Source organism: Rhizobium sp. 18065 (assembly GCF_902706095.1).
In the GTDB taxonomy this organism is placed as follows: domain Bacteria; phylum Pseudomonadota; class Alphaproteobacteria; order Rhizobiales; family Rhizobiaceae; genus Allorhizobium.
In genome coordinates, this window is sequence record NZ_CACSJP010000003.1 from 160,434 (window position 1) to 179,055 (window position 18,622).

Annotated in this window: 13 protein-coding genes; all 13 read right to left on the reverse strand. The window is 59.1% G+C overall.

The window, feature by feature from the left end; translation table 11 throughout:
* Positions 1-147: 147 nt before the first annotated feature.
* The gene (locus GVK95_RS09490; RefSeq protein ID WP_159948872.1) at positions 148-1,458 is read right to left on the reverse strand and encodes an extracellular solute-binding protein; all 1,311 of its coding nucleotides are present in this window, start codon (positions 1,456-1,458) and stop codon (positions 148-150) included.
* A gap of 84 nt (positions 1,459-1,542) precedes the next feature.
* A complete protein-coding gene (locus GVK95_RS09495; protein ID WP_159948873.1) occupies positions 1,543-2,394 on the reverse strand; it encodes a carbohydrate ABC transporter permease in 852 nt (283 codons plus the stop codon).
* On the reverse strand, positions 2,391-3,272 hold the full coding sequence (locus tag GVK95_RS09500) for a sugar ABC transporter permease (RefSeq protein ID WP_159948874.1): 882 nt from the start codon (positions 3,270-3,272) through the stop codon (positions 2,391-2,393). The genes GVK95_RS09495 and GVK95_RS09500 overlap by 4 nt, the downstream gene beginning before the upstream one ends.
* A gap of 1 nt (position 3,273) precedes the next feature.
* Entirely contained in the window at positions 3,274-4,371 is a 1,098-nt protein-coding gene (gene ugpC, locus GVK95_RS09505) for a sn-glycerol-3-phosphate ABC transporter ATP-binding protein UgpC (RefSeq protein WP_159948876.1), read from the reverse strand.
* A gap of 26 nt (positions 4,372-4,397) precedes the next feature.
* Positions 4,398-5,906, reverse strand: a complete 1,509-nt coding sequence (locus GVK95_RS09510; RefSeq protein WP_159948878.1) for an alpha-N-arabinofuranosidase — start codon at positions 5,904-5,906, stop codon at positions 4,398-4,400.
* Between the two features lie 113 nt (positions 5,907-6,019).
* Entirely contained in the window at positions 6,020-6,940 is a 921-nt protein-coding gene (locus GVK95_RS09515; protein ID WP_159948880.1) for a metalloregulator ArsR/SmtB family transcription factor, read from the reverse strand.
* Positions 6,941-7,128: 188 nt separating this feature from the next.
* On the reverse strand, positions 7,129-8,220 hold the full coding sequence (locus GVK95_RS09520) for a DUF2218 domain-containing protein (RefSeq protein ID WP_159948882.1): 1,092 nt from the start codon (positions 8,218-8,220) through the stop codon (positions 7,129-7,131).
* A gap of 281 nt (positions 8,221-8,501) precedes the next feature.
* Positions 8,502-10,955: a TonB-dependent siderophore receptor gene (locus GVK95_RS09525; protein WP_244618720.1), complete on the reverse strand. Its 2,454-nt coding sequence runs from the start codon at positions 10,953-10,955 to the stop codon at positions 8,502-8,504.
* A gap of 108 nt (positions 10,956-11,063) precedes the next feature.
* Positions 11,064-12,059, reverse strand: coding sequence for a FecR family protein (locus tag GVK95_RS09530; RefSeq protein WP_244618721.1), 996 nt, complete (start codon positions 12,057-12,059; stop codon positions 11,064-11,066).
* 186 nt (positions 12,060-12,245) lie between these two features.
* Positions 12,246-12,761, reverse strand: a complete 516-nt coding sequence (locus tag GVK95_RS09535) for a sigma-70 family RNA polymerase sigma factor (RefSeq protein ID WP_159948886.1) — start codon at positions 12,759-12,761, stop codon at positions 12,246-12,248.
* Positions 12,762-13,066: 305 nt separating this feature from the next.
* Positions 13,067-14,371 (reverse strand): HlyD family type I secretion periplasmic adaptor subunit, encoded by a 1,305-nt coding sequence (locus GVK95_RS09540; RefSeq protein WP_159948888.1) that lies wholly within the window; start codon positions 14,369-14,371, stop codon positions 13,067-13,069.
* A gap of 38 nt (positions 14,372-14,409) precedes the next feature.
* Positions 14,410-16,839, reverse strand: coding sequence for a cadherin-like domain-containing protein (locus GVK95_RS09545; RefSeq protein WP_159948890.1), 2,430 nt, complete (start codon positions 16,837-16,839; stop codon positions 14,410-14,412).
* 29 nt (positions 16,840-16,868) lie between these two features.
* Positions 16,869-18,602 carry a type I secretion system permease/ATPase gene (locus tag GVK95_RS09550; protein ID WP_159948892.1) on the reverse strand — a complete coding sequence of 578 codons (1,734 nt, stop codon included), beginning with the start codon at positions 18,600-18,602 and terminating at the stop codon, positions 16,869-16,871.
* Between the last annotated feature and the right edge of the window lie 20 nt (positions 18,603-18,622).

Consider the following 18,622-nt stretch of genomic DNA (forward strand, 5'->3'; position numbering starts at 1 on the left):
GGAGACGCAGGTGGCGATTGCCGGAGCAATTGATCGTCTGAAGCCAGCCATTCCGTATTTACTCCACGCGCCGAATATGGCGCGTGGAGACGGCCCAGGGAAGCCGTTTGTAAGGAGATTCCGCGTGGGGCAGCGTGATCGGCCGCCTTAAAGATTGGCCAGCAGGTCGTTGATCCGGCTTTCTGCACCGGTCAGTGCTTCTTCAACCGATTTGTCGCCGTTGACCGCAGCGCCGACTTCCTCGCCGATGATGTCCTGGATCGGAAACTGCCTCTGGACGGCTGATGGCAAAGAACGGCCGGTTTCGGCAATCCGCGCAATATTGTCGCGATGCGGCAGCGACTTGAATTCCGCCATGTCGAAGACCGCTTTGACGGCCGGCAGGTGACCGGTGCGGGCCCATTGGAAGTCGTTGTCGGTCAGGAACTTGAACAGTTTGCCGATTGCCTCGACCTGCTCGGGCGAGCGGTCCTTTTTCGGCATGACCCAGCTATGGCCATCGGCATAGGTGCTGTCTTGCGCGGCAAAGAGTTGCGGGATCGGATAGACCGTGTAGCCGTTGGAAAGCGCAGTGCCGGCTTTTTCAGATTGGGCGACATAGTCGCCGATCAGCCAGGTGCCGTTTACCGCGATGCCGCCATCGCCATTGGCGAACGATGATACGGCGGCCGCATAGTCGAGCCCCAGCGTGCTGATACCTTCGTCCTTGATGCGCTTCATCAGCTCAACCGCCGCCTTGGCCTCCGGCGTGTTCAGCTTGATCGATGTCGGATCGGCAAAGAAGTCCGACTTCTGCTGCTGCAGCATTGTGTAGAGCACGCGCGCATACGAGGCGGTTTCGTTGGCGAGGATCTGCACCAGATAAGGTTTGCCGGTCTTTTCCTTGAACTGTTTGCCCTGGGCGATCAATTCGTCGGCGGATTTCGGCAAAATCGGAGTGCCGTCCGCATTCACAAGGCCGGCTTCCTTCATCAGATTGAGATTGACATGGAAGAGCATGGTCCAGTTGTCAAACGGCAAGCCAAACATCTGGCCTTCCTTGGTGACACCGTCGCGGGCGGCATCCGTGAAGCTCTCGGGCGTGATGCCCTGTGTCGCCAGAACCGGATCGATCGGTTCGATCAACCCGCGGGACTGATAGTCTGAAATCGCCGAGTAGTGCATGGAGACGACATCGGGGGCCGCGCCGGATGCGAGCTGGGCATTCAATTGGTCGTAGCCCGGCCATTCCACCGTGGTGACATTAACGTTGATATCCGGATTGTCCGCCTCGAACTTGTTGACCAGCGCGGTGATGATCCCGCATTCGCCAACGGCGGACGACACATCGGTCACCGAGCCGTAGTCGGCTTCGCAGGCGCCGAAGAAACGCTGCAGTTCAATCTTTGTTTGAGCCTGGGCATGTGTGCCGCTGCTCAATGCAATCAGGGCAGCCGTGCTTAAAAGTATACGTCTCATGACAGTTTCTCTCCCTTGTGTCGGGGCGCGCGGCCCCCTTTGGTTGATACTGACCCGATCGACTCCTCTCGATCGGATCAGGCATTACTTCACCGCACCGCCGGAGACGGCGGTGACGATGTGACGCTGGAACATCAGATAGACGATCAGGACCGGAAGGCTGGCAAACACCGCCTGTGCGGCGAGAAAGCCAAGTCCTTCGCTTTGGGCAAAGTTGGTCTGCGATGAGGCGATGCCGACCGTCAGCGTGAACATTTCCTTTTTGGTCGCGGAAATCAGCGGCCACCAGTAGTCGTTCCATCCATGAAGAAACGTGAAGATGCCGAGCGTTGCCTGGGCGGGTAGTGTGAGTGGCAGCATGATCTTCCAGAAGATCCGGAATTGCGATGCGTTATCCAGGAGGGCTGCCTCGTCGATCTCCTTGGGAATGGCCCGGAAGAACTGCGTCATCAGGAATACGCCGAAGGCCGACGACATTCCGGGCAGCATCAGTCCCAGATAGGAATTGTGCAGGCCGAACCAGTTGAACATCTGGTGGCGCGCGATAATCACCGCCTGTTCCGGTACGGCCAGGCCGAAGAGAACGATGATGAACAGGGTGCGGCGGAACGGAAAGTGCAGCCGCGCGAATGCGTAGCCGGCAAGCGACGACAGAACGAGGACGCCGAACGTCTGGCCGCAGGCAACGATGAAGCTGTTTATCAGCCAGCCAAACACCTGCGATGAATGCAGGATGTTGAGATAGTTGGCAATGGTGTAGGGCACCCTGAAGACGGATTCGGTGCCCAGCATCAGTTCCTGGTTGTTCTTGATCGAAAGGCCGATGAGCCAGGCCACCGGAGCCATCATCACCACCGACAGCGTTCCGGCAAGCCAGAGCATTGTACGGTTTGCCGTCAATGCAGAGGGCCGGTATGTTTTGTTGTCCAGGGTCATGCGCCAGCCTCCGTCTTGCGGGTCGAGACCACATATTGCGCCATGGCAGCGATGAGGATGATCAGGAACAGGACCTGCGAAGCTGCGGCACCTTTGCCAAGGTCCCACCGGACGAAGCCGACCTCGTAAATGTACATGACCAAAGGACGCGAAGATCCGTTCGGGCCGCCATTGGTCATCAATTGGGCCTGGCCGAACAGCTGGAACTGCATGACGATCTGAATGATGGTCACCAGCATGATCGTGCGTGCGATCGAGGGCAGGGTTATGCGGGTGAGCACGCGCCACGGACTGGCATTGTCGAGTGCCGCCGCCTCATAGAGATCGACCGGAATCTGCTGAAGTGCGGCCAGAAACAGCATCATCGGTAGGCCGAGGCACCACCACACAGTTGCGACGCCGACCGCAAACAGTGACCAGCCACTGGTCGAAAGGAAATTGAGCGGCTCCATCCCCAGTTGCTCGAAAATCACAGGCAAAAGGCCGTCGCCGGGAATGAAGACGAAGCGCCAGATCAGGGTGACAATGGTGACCGAGAGCACCGAAGACGAGAAGAACAGGCCACGCAGGAATGAGGTGGAGCGGGTAGTGCGGTTGAGCGCCAGCGCCAGGAACAGGCCGAGTGCAACCAGCGCCGGCACGCTGAATGCGACGAAGACAAGCGTGTTGCGCAGCGCCTGCAGGAAGACAGAGTCGCCAAAGACGCGGACATAATTGGACAAGCCGACAAAGCGGCCAGGCCCGAACAGGTCAACCTTGTGCAGACTAAGCCACATGCCCCAGATCAGCGGAAAGACCAGAAGGACAGTGAAGAACAACAGATAGGGCAGGATGAACAGCCCGTGGCTCCATTGGCTGCGGCGATAGCTCTCGGCCATGTCAAACGCCCTCCAGGCGATGGGCAAAGCCCTTGGCGTCGAAGAGATGCAGCGCGGAAAGATCCAGCCGGATCTGCAGCCTGTCGCCAATGCGCGCAGTGCTCCGGCCGTCGGCTTCGGCCGTCAGCTTTGTTCCATCATCGAGTGCGCCGTAGACCAACGTCCGATCGCCGAGCCGTTCGACCACTTCGACGGTGAACCCGATGCCCGTCTCGCCATCTGAAAGGACCGTTACGTCTTCGGCACGGATGCCGAGCGTGCTGCCATCGTCCGAAAAACCCGCCTGCGGCTGGAGGCTGGTCTGCAGTGTTCCAAGGCCTGCGGTGGTGACGGAAAGACCAGCGTTCTCGTATCCGACACCCGTGACCGGAATAAAATTCATTGCAGGCGAACCAATAAAACCGGCAACGAAGCGTGTGGCAGGCTTCTGATAGACCTCCATCGGCGTACCGATCTGCTCGATCTTGCGGTCATGCATGATGACGATACGATCGGCGAGCGTCATCGCTTCGATCTGGTCATGGGTGACGAAAACCATGGTCGAGCCAAGACGGGCATGCAGCTGGGCGAGTTCCAGCCGTGTGCGTCCGCGCAAGGCGGCATCGAGGTTGGACAGCGGTTCGTCGAACAGGAAGGCCTTGGGCTCCTTGACGATCGCCCGACCGATGGCGACGCGCTGTCTCTGCCCGCCAGACAGTTTTTCCGGTTTGCGATCGAGCAGATGGCCGATTTCCAGCGTTTCGGCTGCAAGTTCGACACGGCGGTTGATTTCGTCTCGCGGCAGTTTGATATTCTCAAGGCCGAAGGCCATGTTCTGGGCAACGGTCATATGCGGATAAAGCGCATAGGACTGGAACACCATGGCGACGCCGCGCTTGCCGGGCGGCAGCGTATCCACGCGTGTCCCACCGGCGGAAATAATGCCGTCGGTGACGTCCTCAAGGCCTGCGATCATTCGCAAAAGCGTCGATTTTCCGCAGCCAGATGGCCCGAGGAACACGACAAATTCGCCGGGCTTGATGGTGAGCGATATGTTGTCCAGCACAGTCAGGGCGCCATAGCGCTTTGTGACATTATTGATCTCGATTGAAGCCGACATGGTTCCTCCTCCCCGTCGCAAGCCGTCTACAGGCCGAGCCGGATCATGCGATAGCTGAGCGGCGCTATGGCGGCTGTGATCCGATCGTCCTTGACCAGCGCTCCGGTGCCATCCTTCGGCGCAACCGGCTCTTGGTCCGGGCTGTTCGTGTCGCGAAGGCCGTGGCCCTCGATGACTTTATCCATGACGACCTTGCGGCTGCCAAAACCTTCGAGTGCCAGGTCGAGATCGATCGTTTCGGTCTGGTTGCGGTTGACGATGAAGAGAGTCAATGCGCCATCGGTCTCTGTCTCGACCGCAGACACATCCAGATACGCGACATTGTCGGCAAAGTCGGTTGCATATCCGGGGCAATCAAGCGCCAGCTGCAGTGCTTTTCCGCGTCCGTAGTGGGAGGCGAAAAGATAGGGGTAGAAGGTGGTCTGGCGCCATGCCGGGCCACCTGGAACGGTCATGATCGGCGCGATGACATTGACGAGCTGGGCAAGGCAACCGACCTTCACCACATCGGCGCGGCGAATGAAGGTGTTGAGTATGCAGCCGACCTGGAGCACGTCCTCGAAATTGTAGATGTCCTCCAGCAGCGCCGGTGCATGCGGCCAGCCGTCATTGCCTTCGAGCACCTGGCGGTCAGCGTCGCGCGAGTGATACCAGACATTCCATTCATCAAAGCTGATGTAGACATCTTTCTTCGAACGCTTCTTGGCTTTCGTGAAGGTGATCACGCCGGCAATTGTAGCGATATAGTCATCCAGCCTGGCGTTCTGGGCCAGGTAACTTGCCGTGTCGCCCTGGTGGTTGTCGAAATACATATGCAGGCTGATGAAGTCGACGCTGTCATAGGTGTAGTCGAGAACCGTTGCTTCCCATGCGGGGTAGGTCGGCATTTTCGGCGAGGACGAACCGCAGACGACGAGCTCGATCGACTTGTCCAGCGCGCGCATGGCCTTGGCGGTCTCGAATGCCAGTCGGCCATATTCGTCGGCGGTCTTCTGGCCTATCTGCCAGGGACCGTCCATCTCGTTGCCCAGGCACCACATCTTGACGCCCCAGGGCTCTTCGCGGCCATTCTGCCGGCGCAGGTCCGACCAGTAGCTTCCGCCTGGATGGTTGACATATTCAAGGAAGGCACGGGCCTGGTCGAGGCCGCGAGAGCCGAGATTGACAGCCAGCATCATGTCGGTTCCGGCCGCTTCGGCCCAATCTGCGAATTCATGGATCCCGACATGGTTGGATTCTGAACTGTGCCAGGCAAGGTCGAGGCGAACCGGACGCTCCTCACGCGGGCCAATTCCGTCTTCCCAATTGTAGGCCGAGACGAAATTGCCGCCGGGATAACGAACGATCGGCACGTCCAGTTCGCGGACGAGATCAATGACGTCCTGGCGCATGCCATTGGCATCGGCAGTCGGATGATCAGGTTCATAGATTCCGCTATAGACGGCGCGCCCCAGATGCTCGACGAATGATCCGTAAAGACGTGCGTCGATCGCACCAATAACGTAACCGCTGTGAACGGTTCCAACTGCTCGCATGCATTCCTCCCGTTTGTATCCATTATTTAGATACGTATCATTATGCTTGATAAGATACACGGGTACGCCCGAGCGTCAACCCGGGGATGGAGCAATCCTCATTTCAATGCGTGTCAGATCTTCAGCCGCAGGATGATGTCCTGGTCATAATTGCCGAAACCACGGCCAAAGATGTTGATCCCGCCCGGATGTTCGGCGGTATCCGGAACCTCGATGCGCAATCGGATCGAGCGATGTTCCAGCAGGTCCAGATCATCAAGACAGGTGTCGGAGACACGGACGCCATCGATGAAAGTGCCGTCGGCTGTCACGCGGAAGCTTTTCAAAACTCCGTACTGGCTGCCGCGCAGTTTCCACCAGTCCGGTGTGTATTTGCCGCGGTGGTCGCCGAAGTCACCTGGCGACGTCCAGATGGCAATCGACTTGCCGTTGATCGACAGGGTGATATCGGAGGGCCAGTTGTCGGAGGTGCCCGGGACTTCGGATGAAAGCTCCAGCAACAGTTCCAGTTCCTTGATCTCGGCGCCCTTGATCCGCGCGTTGTTGGGGAACTGATAGTCGACATAGCCGCGCGTGAACCACAAAAGCCCGGCTTTCATCCGTTCCGGTGCGAGAAAGGTGTCCGGACTGTCGAGGTAGCCGATAATGCCATCATGCGAGCACATGCCGCAGGGAGCTGCCACGTCGTAGCCGCTGTAGAGGCCGACGGGCATGGCGACCTCGATTGCCTCGTCGGCAGTCCTTGCCGGGCCGGCAAACGTCAGGATAATCTCGTCATGAACGGCATGGCAGATCTTCTGGCTGCCCTTGCGCGCCTTCAAGGCCTCGGTGCGGATTAGACCAGCTTCTTCCATCTGGTTGAGATGTGTCGACGTAGTCGACTGGGGCAGGTCAAGCACATCGGCGATGTCGTTGACGTTTAACGGCCCTCGGGCATGCAGCAGTTCGAGGATTGCAAGCCTTGCGGGTGCGGCAAGGCATTTCAAGACATCCTTGCCGTCTTCCGGCGTGATCATCAGAAACCGGCTGCTCATCATCTCTCCTGCCCGAGTTTCCGGATTTGTATCAAGAAATATGATTTAATCAAGGTGTCTTGTGGCTGGGTCAATGCCCCAGCCAAGACGCGTTTCGCGGCTACCGGCAGTGGGCAATCAGCTATGGCTTCTGCAAGCTGCCTTTTCCGACGGCCGGCACGCGTTTTGGAGACGCGTGCCGGCCAGCCTTACGCCGTGGCTTGGGTCTCTCCGCGTGTCGTATTGTCTTCCTCCCTGATCCAATAGGCACTGACCGACATCAGGTGTCGATTGTGCCCGCGGGCCTTGAGCATGTCGCGGATCTGCTGCGCCTCAAGCCGTTCGCATCCGGCCCAGACATAGGTGTCCGTGCCAAGCGCATCGGCGATGTTTCGCATGGCCTCGACCAGCAGGCCGCTTGCACCGGTCTGGCTGCCCTTACGGTGCAGCCAGTGAAGTTCCAGCGATGCGCTGGACAACAGCGCTTGTTCCTCGCGCTCGTCTTCCACTTCGATAAAGGCGCGAAGCCGCGTCTCTACCGGCACTTCGGCTGCGATGCGGGCAATGGCTGGAAGTGCGGTCTCGTCGCCCAGCAGCAGAATATCGGCAGCCTTCGGAACGCTGCTGCCGCCCGGGCCCATCAGGGCAGCAATATCCCCGGGCTTTGCATCGCGGGCAAAGTCTGCGCCCGGCATGGCCATGCCGTCGACCTGGTGCTGGACGAAATCGATCAGCAGTTCTTTGCGCGGGACGTCGATCGCCCGGATGGTGTAGATGCGCACGCCCAGTTCATCTTCGCCCTTTGGCCAGCATAGCCTGCCATCGGTGCCGATCGACGGCCATACGGGTTTTCTGTTTTTCGGTGGCATCAGAAGGCGCACATGCAGGCCGCCTTCGAGATAGGAAGTGACATCGTCACAGGTGACGGTCAGCCGGCGCATATGGGGCGTGACGGTTTCGGCCCGGACAATGGCGATCTCGCGAAGTGTCGGTGGGACGGTTGTTGCGACAGCGTCCGACCAGCCAAGCTCGAATGGATCGTCACCGGCGAACATGAACAGGTGCTCGGCGATGACGCCACGCGCGATCTGCAGGGCTTGATGGCTCGGGCAGGAAAGTTCGATCGCCAGCTTGTCGTCAACGATCCGGATCTCCGCGATGCCGATCTCGGTGCTGAGGAAGACGGCCGTGTCCTCCCGTCGCACATCGGCATGTTCGTCAAAATGCTCAAAGACTTCGTCGAGCATATGCTGCGCATTGACCGGCACGGCGATGCCCGACAGCGTAAAGGCATTGATCATGATGTTGTTCTTTCCTTGCCATCGTGGACGGATGTTGTTGCCCTGCGCAGCATCGGAACAATCAGCGCGCATGGGTGACGGGATCTGCAATGATCATCGACGAAATGCCAAACGGTCTCGATGAAGTATAGCGTGACGATGTCGCCGGGGCTGTTTTTGGCTACAATTGCGCCGATTCCTCTTTGGGCGGAGCGCCGCCATGAAGCACGTGATCAGCAGTCGGGTTGAAAACGGAAAACGCCCCCCGTTTGCACGGGAGGCGGGTAGGGCAAAAGCTGAGATTACCAGGTGTATTTCAGCGTGGCTTTGACAGTGCGGCGATCGCCGTAGAATTCCAGGTTCGCAAAGCTGTCGTAGTGGGTGATGTACTTCTTGTCGAAGATATTGGTGGCATTGACCGAGAGCGTCGTGCTGTCGGTCACCTTGTAGCTCAAGGCAGCGTCGACCAGCGTACGGGATGCAATGTCGAGTGTGTTGGCATTGTCATCGTAATTGCTGCCGACATACCGTGCGCCCATGCCGATGGTAAAGTCGCCGAAAGTGCCGTTGCCTGGAATGGTGTAGTCGACCCAGGCCGATGCCATGTGCTCGGGCACAAGTTCCGGACGGTTGCCTTCATTGGTGCCGATGCCGTCTTCGAGGATTTCGGCGTCGAGATAGGTATAGGCGAGCGTAACATTGGCGCGATCCGTGACAGCGAACTTGCCTTCCAGCTCCACGCCCTTGACATTGATTTTGCCGATCTGTTCGACAGCAAAGGATACGGCGTCTGCGGTCTGCGGCGTATTTTTCTGCGTCAGGTCAAACAGCGCGACGCTGAACAGCGCGTCCATGCCTTCAGGCTGATATTTTGCGCCGATTTCATATTGCTTGCCTTCGATCGGCTTCGGATCGTCGAGGCTGGTGGTGTAATAAAGGGCTACCGGTTCGAACGATTCCGCATAGTTCGCGTAGAGCGAGACTTCGCTGGTTGCCTTGTAGGTCAGGCCGATGCGCTTGGTGAAGGCTTCGGTGGTAAAATCGTAGTCGGATGCCCATGGGCCGACGGTGACCGATTGCTGGGAAACATTGTCATAGCGGCCACCGAGGGTCAGGATCCAGCGATCGTCGAAGGTCAGTTCTTCCTGCAGATACACACCCTTTGTCAGCATGCTGCTGTCAGTGTCATTCACCGTATTCCAGGTGATGCAGGCAGTGCCGCAGAAGGCCGGATTGTAGATGTCGATGCCGTCTGCATTGCCGTCATAGCGGCTTTCCTGCGAATCGGTGTTGGTGACGTCAAAGCCGAGCAGTGTGCGGCTGTCGAACAGGCCGAAGCTCGCATCATACTGCAACTGGTTGTCGAGCGCGATCTGTTGCGACTGGCCATAGACGGCGAATGCCAGGCGATCGTCTGCCGGATCGATCGTGCCGCCGTAGACGGTTTCATAGGTCAGGTCGAGGTCGGTATACCTTAGATTCTGGCGAAACTGCAGCCCATTGCCGAAATCATGCTCGAACGCATAGCCGATGTTCTTTTCCACCGTGTCCATGGTTTCGAAATCCGGCTCGCCGACGAAATCCGTTGTGTCGAGGCCGGAGCCGATCGGAATGCCGTGTCCGGTGTTGCCGTCGCGCTTGTTGTAGTCGGACATGAAGGTGAGCGATGTCGCATCGTCCGGGCTGAAAGTCAGGGCCGGGGCGATATAGATGCGGTCGTCCTGGCTGTAGTCGAAGCCGTTGCCGCCATCCTGCCACTTGCCGGTCAGGCGGTAGGTCCACACGCCATCCTCGTCGATCGGACCGCCGAAATCCGTCCCGGTCTCGATATGGTCCTCGCCAAACGTCGTGTAGACTTCGCCGAATTTTTCGTCCTGTGGGCGCTTGGTGATCGAATTTACCAGGCCGCCGGCACTGTTCAGGCCAAACAGGGTGGAGGTCGAGCCCTTCAAGGCCTCGATCCGCTGCATGCCGTATGGCTCGACGCGGCTCCCCGTGAAATTGGAAACGCGCATTGGCAGACCATCGCGATATTTTCCATTGCCGGTCTGGGCAAAGCCGCGCATCAGGTACCAGTCGTAACGGTCGTCGGAACCATACATGTCGGTGGTGACGCCGGCTGTGTAGGCAAGAACCTCGTCGAGTTTTTTAACGCCCCGCCGATCCATTTCCTTCTGGGTCAAGACCGAGACGGCGGCTGGCAAATCAACGATGCGCGTATCTGTCTTGCTGCCGGTGGTCGAATTTTGCGCGACAATCGTGCCATCCGGCCCAATCGCGCCGCCGCCTTCACCGGCAACGACGATTGTGTCGAGCACCGTGGCGCCGCCAACTGCTGCGTCCGCACCGGCCGTGGCCGTCGGGTCGATCAACGCTGCCTTGGTTGCGCCGGTGAGCTGGATGCGAAGCCCGGTTCCGCCCAGAAGCGTCTGCAGCGCCTGCGCCGCGGTCATGGAGCCGGAAACCGGGCGGGATGTCTTGCCGTTGACGATCTGCGAGGAATACCCGACCTCCCAGCCGGAGGTTCGAATAAAGGCGGAGATCGCGGCTGCGAGTGGCTGTGCCGGGATCGAGAATCTGACCGCCTGTTCGGCTGCTTGCTCGGCCTGCTGGGCGACCGCCGGTGTCGTGATCAGCAGGCTGGAACCGCCAAGCATAGTGCCAATAACGAATTGGCGCAGAATGCTGCGATTGCCGCTCGACACCTTGTTTCGGTTGATCTTGCCCGTGTCTCGAGCACCCGTATTACGCCCCATAGGAAATCCCTCAAACCATCATCGTAAGGGGCCGGTCTGCGCTTGCAGACAGCGGCCATGAACAATTGACGAATGGGGGCTTTGAATCTCACAAAAAAAGTTGATCTTTTATTGAAGGATTAAGATTCCACCCGGCAGCCTCGACACTGTCGCGCCGGCGGCCGAGGCCAGGGAACGGATCGTTCCTTCCGGATCCGTCAGGCGGTAGTTTCCGCTGACGAGCATGTGGCCTATACGATTGTTGGCAATGATTACGGGGCTCGGGTAGTAGCGTCCGATCTCGTCGAGAACGCTGGAAAGCTGTCGCTCGGTGAACACGATGCGCCCTTCGAGCCAGGCGAGTGCGTTTTCGGTGCTGACGCTCAGCACAGGTGAAAGCGATGAGGCTGTTGCCGAGATCGACTGTCCCGGATCAAGATGCGCAGTCGAGGCGCGATCGGGCAGATGGTCGACTTGAACGGCGCCATGCTGCAGGACAACAAGATCCTGCTGGTCGTCGGTTCTGACCGAAAAGCCGGTGCCCTTGACCTCCACCTCGGAAAAGTGCCCCGCCACCTTGAACGGGTGGGCTGCATCGGGGACAACATCGAAAAAGGCCTCGCCCTGCAGCAACCTCACAGAGCGCCTGCCATTGTCGAAATCGAGCGCGACAGCACTCGCCGTGTTCAGTGTCATGCGGGAACCGTCCGGCAGGTCCAGGACCTGCTTTGATCCCGTCGCCGTGTGGTAATCCGCCTGCCACCCGATCATCAGGCCCGGATATTGCTGGATGCTGACGGCAAGCAGGATGGTGGCTGCGATCGCGCCTGCCCAGAGCCCGACACGCCGACGTGCTGGAGCCCGAAAGGGCAAGATTTCACCACCTTGGCGCGCCAGTTGCTGCGTGGCGGCCTCCAGTTCTGGCATGGCCCCGAGTTTGACAAGCCTTGAATAGGTCTCGGCATGCCTTGGATTCTGTCCGCGCCACTGCTCGAAGCGCGCTCTTTCCGCATCGTCCGCTGGACTCGACTGCAATCGCAGCAGCCAGTCCAGGGCAGCATCCGTTACCGGATCAGCATGCATATAGGTCTCTGCGTCGCGCGCCTGCGTCCTGTCATTTGTCACTGTGGTCATCCGAAAGACAGTTGTGGTAAGGCATCGCCCTATCGTTGAGACGATTTTTGCCGTGCAATCTCACAAAAATACTCCTTCTCCAAGGTTTTCGGCTCGAACGACCTCGAGACGCGCGGCAATCGTCCTGGGTTCCGTTTCGACCGCGTAGCGAAGGCAATGGTTTGGTCTGTGGTGCGGTCAAGAGCGGTCAGCCTTTTCAAGGGCATCGTGGCAATGCCCGATCGCCATTTTCAGGTCGTTGTAGACGGTGTTCGGGGAAACACCGAGATGTTCGGCGATTTTCGGATAAGGCCACTTTTCGATACGGCTCAGAATCCAGACGGTCTGTGCGCGCTTGGGCAGCCGGGAAAGCGCTGAATATAGCAGGGCAAGCCGCTCACGCTGGATCAGTGTTTCTTCGGGCGATGGCGCGGGAGTGGCCACATTGGCCGTTTCGCTTTCCGGGATGTCGTAGCTGACAACGGCTCCCGTGATCGCATGTCGCCTCAGATGGTCGATGGCCAGATTGCGTGCGGTCTGGTGGAGAAAGGCTTCCAGATGTTCGATCGGCCCGTTCTCGATCGCCTTGCGCGCACGCAGATAGGTCTCCTGCGCCAGATCTTCGGCCGCTTGCTGATCATGCACGATACGCATGACGCCCCAGATCAGCGATTTGCGGCTCGACAGAAACGCGCTGTTCAGGGCGGCATACATTCAGGCGGCCTCACGGGTGACGCAGAACAAAAGCGAGGCGGCGAAGGGATTATGCGAACAGTCATGGTGGATGACGCTCTTCAATGTTCTCTCCGACGATCTGTCTGACAAAGCTGTGTCTCGACGCGATGCGTCCGGACATAAAATATGGAGCGCTGGTGTCAAGTTTTATCGACAAAAGTCATCAGGACAATCTGGGTAACAAAATATACCCGGATCAACGGGGCTGGAGACGTCGAGGGCCGGCCATCTGCTTGGCCGACCCTCGACGTCCGATCTCTCAAGCCAGTCTTGTCTATCGTTGCCTATTCCTCGCGGAAAGCGCGCATGATCTGGTCCTGCATCGGTTTTGTCAGGTAGGAGACCACCGTCCTCTCGTCCGTCTCGATATAGACCTCAACCGGCATTCCGGGCTGAAGCTTTGCAGCAAGCTTGCCAAGGTCGCTGCGGGAGAAAGAGACCGTAGTCTTGTAGAAGGGAAGACCGGTTGCCTTGTCGATGGATGTACCGGCGGCGACAAACTCGACCGCGCCGCGGACTTCGGGTGTTGTTTGCTGGTTGAAGGCAATAAAACGCATGCGGGCCTGCTGATCCGTTGTGACACGGTCGATGTCGGTTGGCGCGACCTTGACGTCGACCCTGAGTTCGCCCTGTTCCGGCACCAGTGACATGATCGCTTGCCCAGGCGCCACGACACCGCCGATCGTATGTGCCTGCAGGTCGTAGATATAGCCAGTTTCCGGTGCACGAACGGTCGAGCGATCCAGGCGATGGGCAACGGCGATCGCCCGCTGTTCAAGTTCGGCAAGCCGTGCATCGACAGTCAGGATTTCCTTCTGCACTTCCGATCGGGTGTTCTGGTCGATTGAAATCAGCTTGATTTCCAGCTCACTGGTTTCAGCCTGGGCTTCAGCGATCTTCGCCTCGATATCACCGATGGTGCCCCTTACCCGAACCATCTGGCGCCTCAGATCGCGTAGCTCGGACGTCTTTGTCAGCCCCTTGTCGATCAGGCCGTTCTGAATTTCGATTTCCTCGGCCAGAAGCAGTTGTTCTGCCTCGCTCGCCTTGCGCTGCTCGCCCAATCCACCGATCTGGTTCTTCAGCTGGGCCGACTGCATGCGCAGCTGTCCTCTCTGGTTTTCACGCATCTTGCGGTTTTCAAGCAACAGCTTGCGTTCTTCCCGCTCGATCTCCGCCGGCAAGGATTTGCCGTCGAAGACAAATGTCTCAAGGCCATCCCGCTCTGCAACCAGCCGGGCACGCATGGTGCCCAGTTGCTGGATCTGGGTCTGGAGAATGCCGAGTTCGATCTTCGCCTGGGTTTCATCCAGCCTGAGAACCACATCTCCGCGCTTGACGAAGTCACCGGCTTTGACCGGAATTTCGACAACGGTTCCGCCGTCTATATGCTGAACCTGCTTGATCTCGCCAGCGATGGCGATTTCGCCCTGGGAGATGACGGCGCCGGCGAGTTTTGCCTGCGCTGCCCAACCGCCGATGCCGACGACCAGAAAAGCGGACAGCATGGTTGCGGAGACAATGCGACCCCGTATGCCGTTGCCACGAACATCAATCTGCTCTGGTCCGCTCTTGTCCAACTTGCTCATAGGATGGTCTCCCTAATTCTGGTTGATGCGTCTGGTCGTCAAGCTATCTGGCTGTCCGGCAGGCCAAACGCGGTCAGGATGAAGTCTGAACTGTTCAATGGATTCTGGCTTATCACCACGAGTTCGTAGTGATTGTCGTCATCCAGATCGGTGATGAGCTGAACCACCTGTATATCGTCGCCATCCTCGGTCATTTCGCGGAACAGCTTGATCAATGTCTTGTGGTCCTTGTCGTCGAGCTCGGTCACCGTCGCGTCTCCGTCAGCGAATTGAAGCCGCCCCAATTCGCGGCCGAGCTTGGAGAAGTCGATCTTGTCGCCGATCTCGAAATCATGGATCTCGTCGCGGCCATTTCCGGAATTGGAAAGATGGGATGTTGCGCCGAAGACGAAGACGTCATCGCCGTCGTTGCCGATCAAAATGTTGACGGCATTGCTGGCTGTCAGCCGGTCGTTGGCTGACCCGCCGGCGGCATTCTCGACATTGTTGAGCATGTCCGACCCGATGTCATCGCCCTGTGCAATGCCGGTATTCAGGTCTATATCGACGGAATTGGAAGCCTGGGACGCATCATAGGTGTCGGATCCTTCCCCACCTTCAACATGATCATCGCCGTCATCGCCGACGTCACTGTCGCTTGCCGGGACGGCAGCCCGAAACACATCGTCGCCTTTGCCACCAGACAGCTGGTCATTGCCTGCGCCTCCGGTGATTTCGTCGTCGCCGGCGTTGCCGAGGATCACGTTGGCAGATTGGTCGCCGACCAGCACATCATTGCCGGTACCGCCTATGGCGTTTTCCACTTCGAAGATACGATCCGTACCGATCTCGGTGCCAATCGCTGTGCATTCCGCAAGGTTGATGGTGACACCGCTCCGCGCCGATGAAGCATCATAGGTATCGGTGCCGGCGCCGCCATAAATCGTGTCATTGCCGTCGCTTGAAACGATCGTGTTTGAGGCCATTTCATCAGACGACGGGATGTCATGCGAAAGAATTGTTGCCGTCCCGGCGACGAAGACGTCGTCACCTTCTGCGCCGAGAAGAACGTCATTGCCAGCGCCTCCGGCCAGCGCGTCATGGCCCGCGCCGCCATCCAGGACATCGTCGCCGGCATCTCCTGATAGCACATCATTGTCGGCATCGCCGAACAGGCGGTCATTGCCGTTGCCGCCCGACAGGATATCGTCGCCGGCGCCGCCCTGAACCGAATCCTGGCCGTCCTCTGCAAACACGATGTCATTACCGGCCCCGCCGAAGATGACATCGTTGCCGCTACCGCCAAAGATCCGGTCATTGCCGTGCCCGCCATGGATGACGTCAGCGCCATCACCGCCCAGCAGCAGGTCATCGCCATCATCGCCGAAGATCGTGTCGTCTGCTTCACGGCCATAGACGATATCGTCGCCGGCGCCAGCCAGGATGATGTCTTTCGACGGCGTGCCGAGCAGGACATCATCGCCATCGGTGCCGACTGTCTCGCGGGCCGGTGTTTCATTCAGCGTCAACCAGGCCCTGCCACCAACCGCTCTCAGCCCGTCACCGATCGAATAGTTGAATGACACCAGACCCACCATGTCGCGCGTCGGAGTGAAGATCCACGCATCAGTGCCATAGGCGCGGATGGTTCCAGACGCTGTCTCGATATTCGAGATGACGAGACGATCCCCATCGGGATCGGTCGCGGCCCGCGCCAGGTCGGCCCAGGTCAGCAGGATCGACAGATTGGCAAGGCCGGTCCCCAGATAAAGTGGTCCCGTCGACACAGGGGACCTGTTGACCTTGTCGGATCCGCCACCATTGTTCCCGTTCCCGTTCCCGTTCCCGTTCCCGTTCCCGTTCCCGTTCCCGTTGCCGTTCCCGTTGCCTGGGCCGACTCCTTCCGGTGCAGGGCCACCTGTCGTTGCGCTGTCGGAAGGTGCGGCACCGTTTGAGGCGGCTATCTGGAAGCCGAATCTCAGCTTGCCAAAGTCTTGCGGTGAAAAATCGAAGGTATTCGCCCCACCGTCGATGCGGAATGAACGGCTGGTTTGGCCGCGGTAGCCATCGTCTCTTGCGTAGTCAACTGGCCGAAGATCGGTCGATAGAAAGTGATGGCGCACCAGGCGCGGCGCCATGCCGTCTGTCTGTCTGTAGTCTTCGATGAACCTGTTCCAGAACTCGGCAAGTTCCTCGGCCAGCATGCTCGGAGTGGACGCCGCAAGCATGCTCATGTCGCCGTCCGGCGCGTCGCCTGCCGGTTGGCGACCGTCGCGGCCTTCATCTGCGTTCGGAGCGGGATTGATGGTCTCCTGCATCCGGCCGAGATAAGTGCCGACGCCGACCGCGAGTAGCGCGAAGAAAGCATGGGAGAAAAGCGGCTTGTCCTGTGGCTCCCGGCTGTCAAACCGGCGTGCGGGAGCTTTGGCCGCACCAGGTTGCTCCCGTTCGAGCACGAGTGGCTTGTCAAGCGTGTCTAACGGATCCATCAGCATTGGTCTTCCTCCGCTCCTGGGGCTTACTCGGCTGCGATCGACATGGGCTGGGGCATTGACTGGGGCATCGGATAGCGCGGCGGCGTCGAGACATTGGCCGGTGTCTTGACCACATCGTCCTTCGGTCCGAACGAGACCAGTCTGCCGCCCTGGACGACACCGACCATGTCGACATATTGCAGGATGCTGGGTCTGTGGGCGACAAGGATGACGATCCCACCGCGCTCGCGGACCTTCAGGATCGCCTCGCCGAGCGCCTGTTCACCTTCGGCATCGAGATTGGAATTGGGCTCGTCAAGGACGACCAGGAAAGGATCGTCATAGAGCGCCCGGGCAAGAGCCACGCGCTGCCGCTGGCCGGCGGACAGAACCTGTCCGGCCACGCCGATATCCGTCTGGTAACCGCTCGGCATGCGAACGATCAGGTCGTGAATGCCTGCAGTCTTTGCGGCCCGGAAGATCTTGCGAGCATTGGCGTCATCATCGAAACGCGAGATGTTTTCGGCGATTGTTCCATCCATCAGCGAAACATCCTGCGGCAGGTAGCCGATGTTGCTGGTGAAGAACTCCGTCGGCCACTGCTTCAGGTCGGCGCCGTCGACGCGGATCGCACCGCGTAGCGCAGGCCAGATGCCGAGGATCGACCGGACCAGCGTCGTCTTGCCACCGCCGCTCGGGCCGATCAGCGCCAGCGCCTGTCCCGCCTTCAGTTGGAAACTGACATCGGTCAAAAGCACTGTGCCGGATGTTGGTGCGACGGTTGTGATGTTTTCGACTGTCAGTGTTTCGGACGGAGCGGGAAGGTCGAAGCGGGTATCGGGACGATTGAGGACGGCAAGCGTGTCCTTGATCCGGCTCCAGCTACGCCGTGCGGCCATCACGCCCTTCCACTGGGCGATCGCCTGGTCGACAGGTGCAAGCGCCTTGCCGGTGATGATCGACGAGGCAATGATCGATCCGGCTGACATGTCGCCCTTGATGGTCAGATAAGCGCCGACGCCGAGAATCGCGGACTGAAGCATCATGCGCAGTACCTTCGAAATGCCGGCAAACGTGCCGGATATGTCGGAGGTCGCGGTCTGCGCATCGATATGCCGGACATTTGCCTGCTCGAATCGATCGAGCGCCCGTTCCGTCATGCCCATCGAATAGAGCACATCGCCATTGCGCAGGTGATTGTCGGCCACGACATTGCGATGGACCGCCGTGCGGGTCAGATCGCGTGCATGGCGGCGCGACAGGAGTTCGGCCGCGAGCGTCAGACAGGAGAGGAAGATGGCGCCACCCAGCGTCAACATGCCGAGCACCGGATGCAGCAGCCAGACGAAGATCAGGTAGACGGGGATCCATGGCAGGTCGAAAAGTGCGACCGGGCCGGCGCCACTGAGGAAGCCGCGAACGGTGTCGACATCCCGGCCGCGTTCGGCTGCTTCTGCCGGCGCATAGCCGAAACGTGGCATCTCGATTACCACCTTGTGCACCAGCGGCGCGATCTTGGCGTCGATATTGGCGGCGAAACGCACGAGGATCTGTGAACGAATGATGTCGAACAGACCCTGGAACAGATAGAGACCGATCGCGATTGCGGACAACCACAGCAGGGTCGGTACGCTTCCACTGGTCAGCGCCCGGTCATAGACCTGCATCATGTAGAATGCGCCGGTCAGTGCCAGGATGTTGATGATCCCCGAAAGTCCGAAGACGAACCAGAGAAGACTGCCAATGCCGCGGATAGTGTAGCTTGCTTGCTTGCTCATGATCTTGCCCCTTTGCCCTT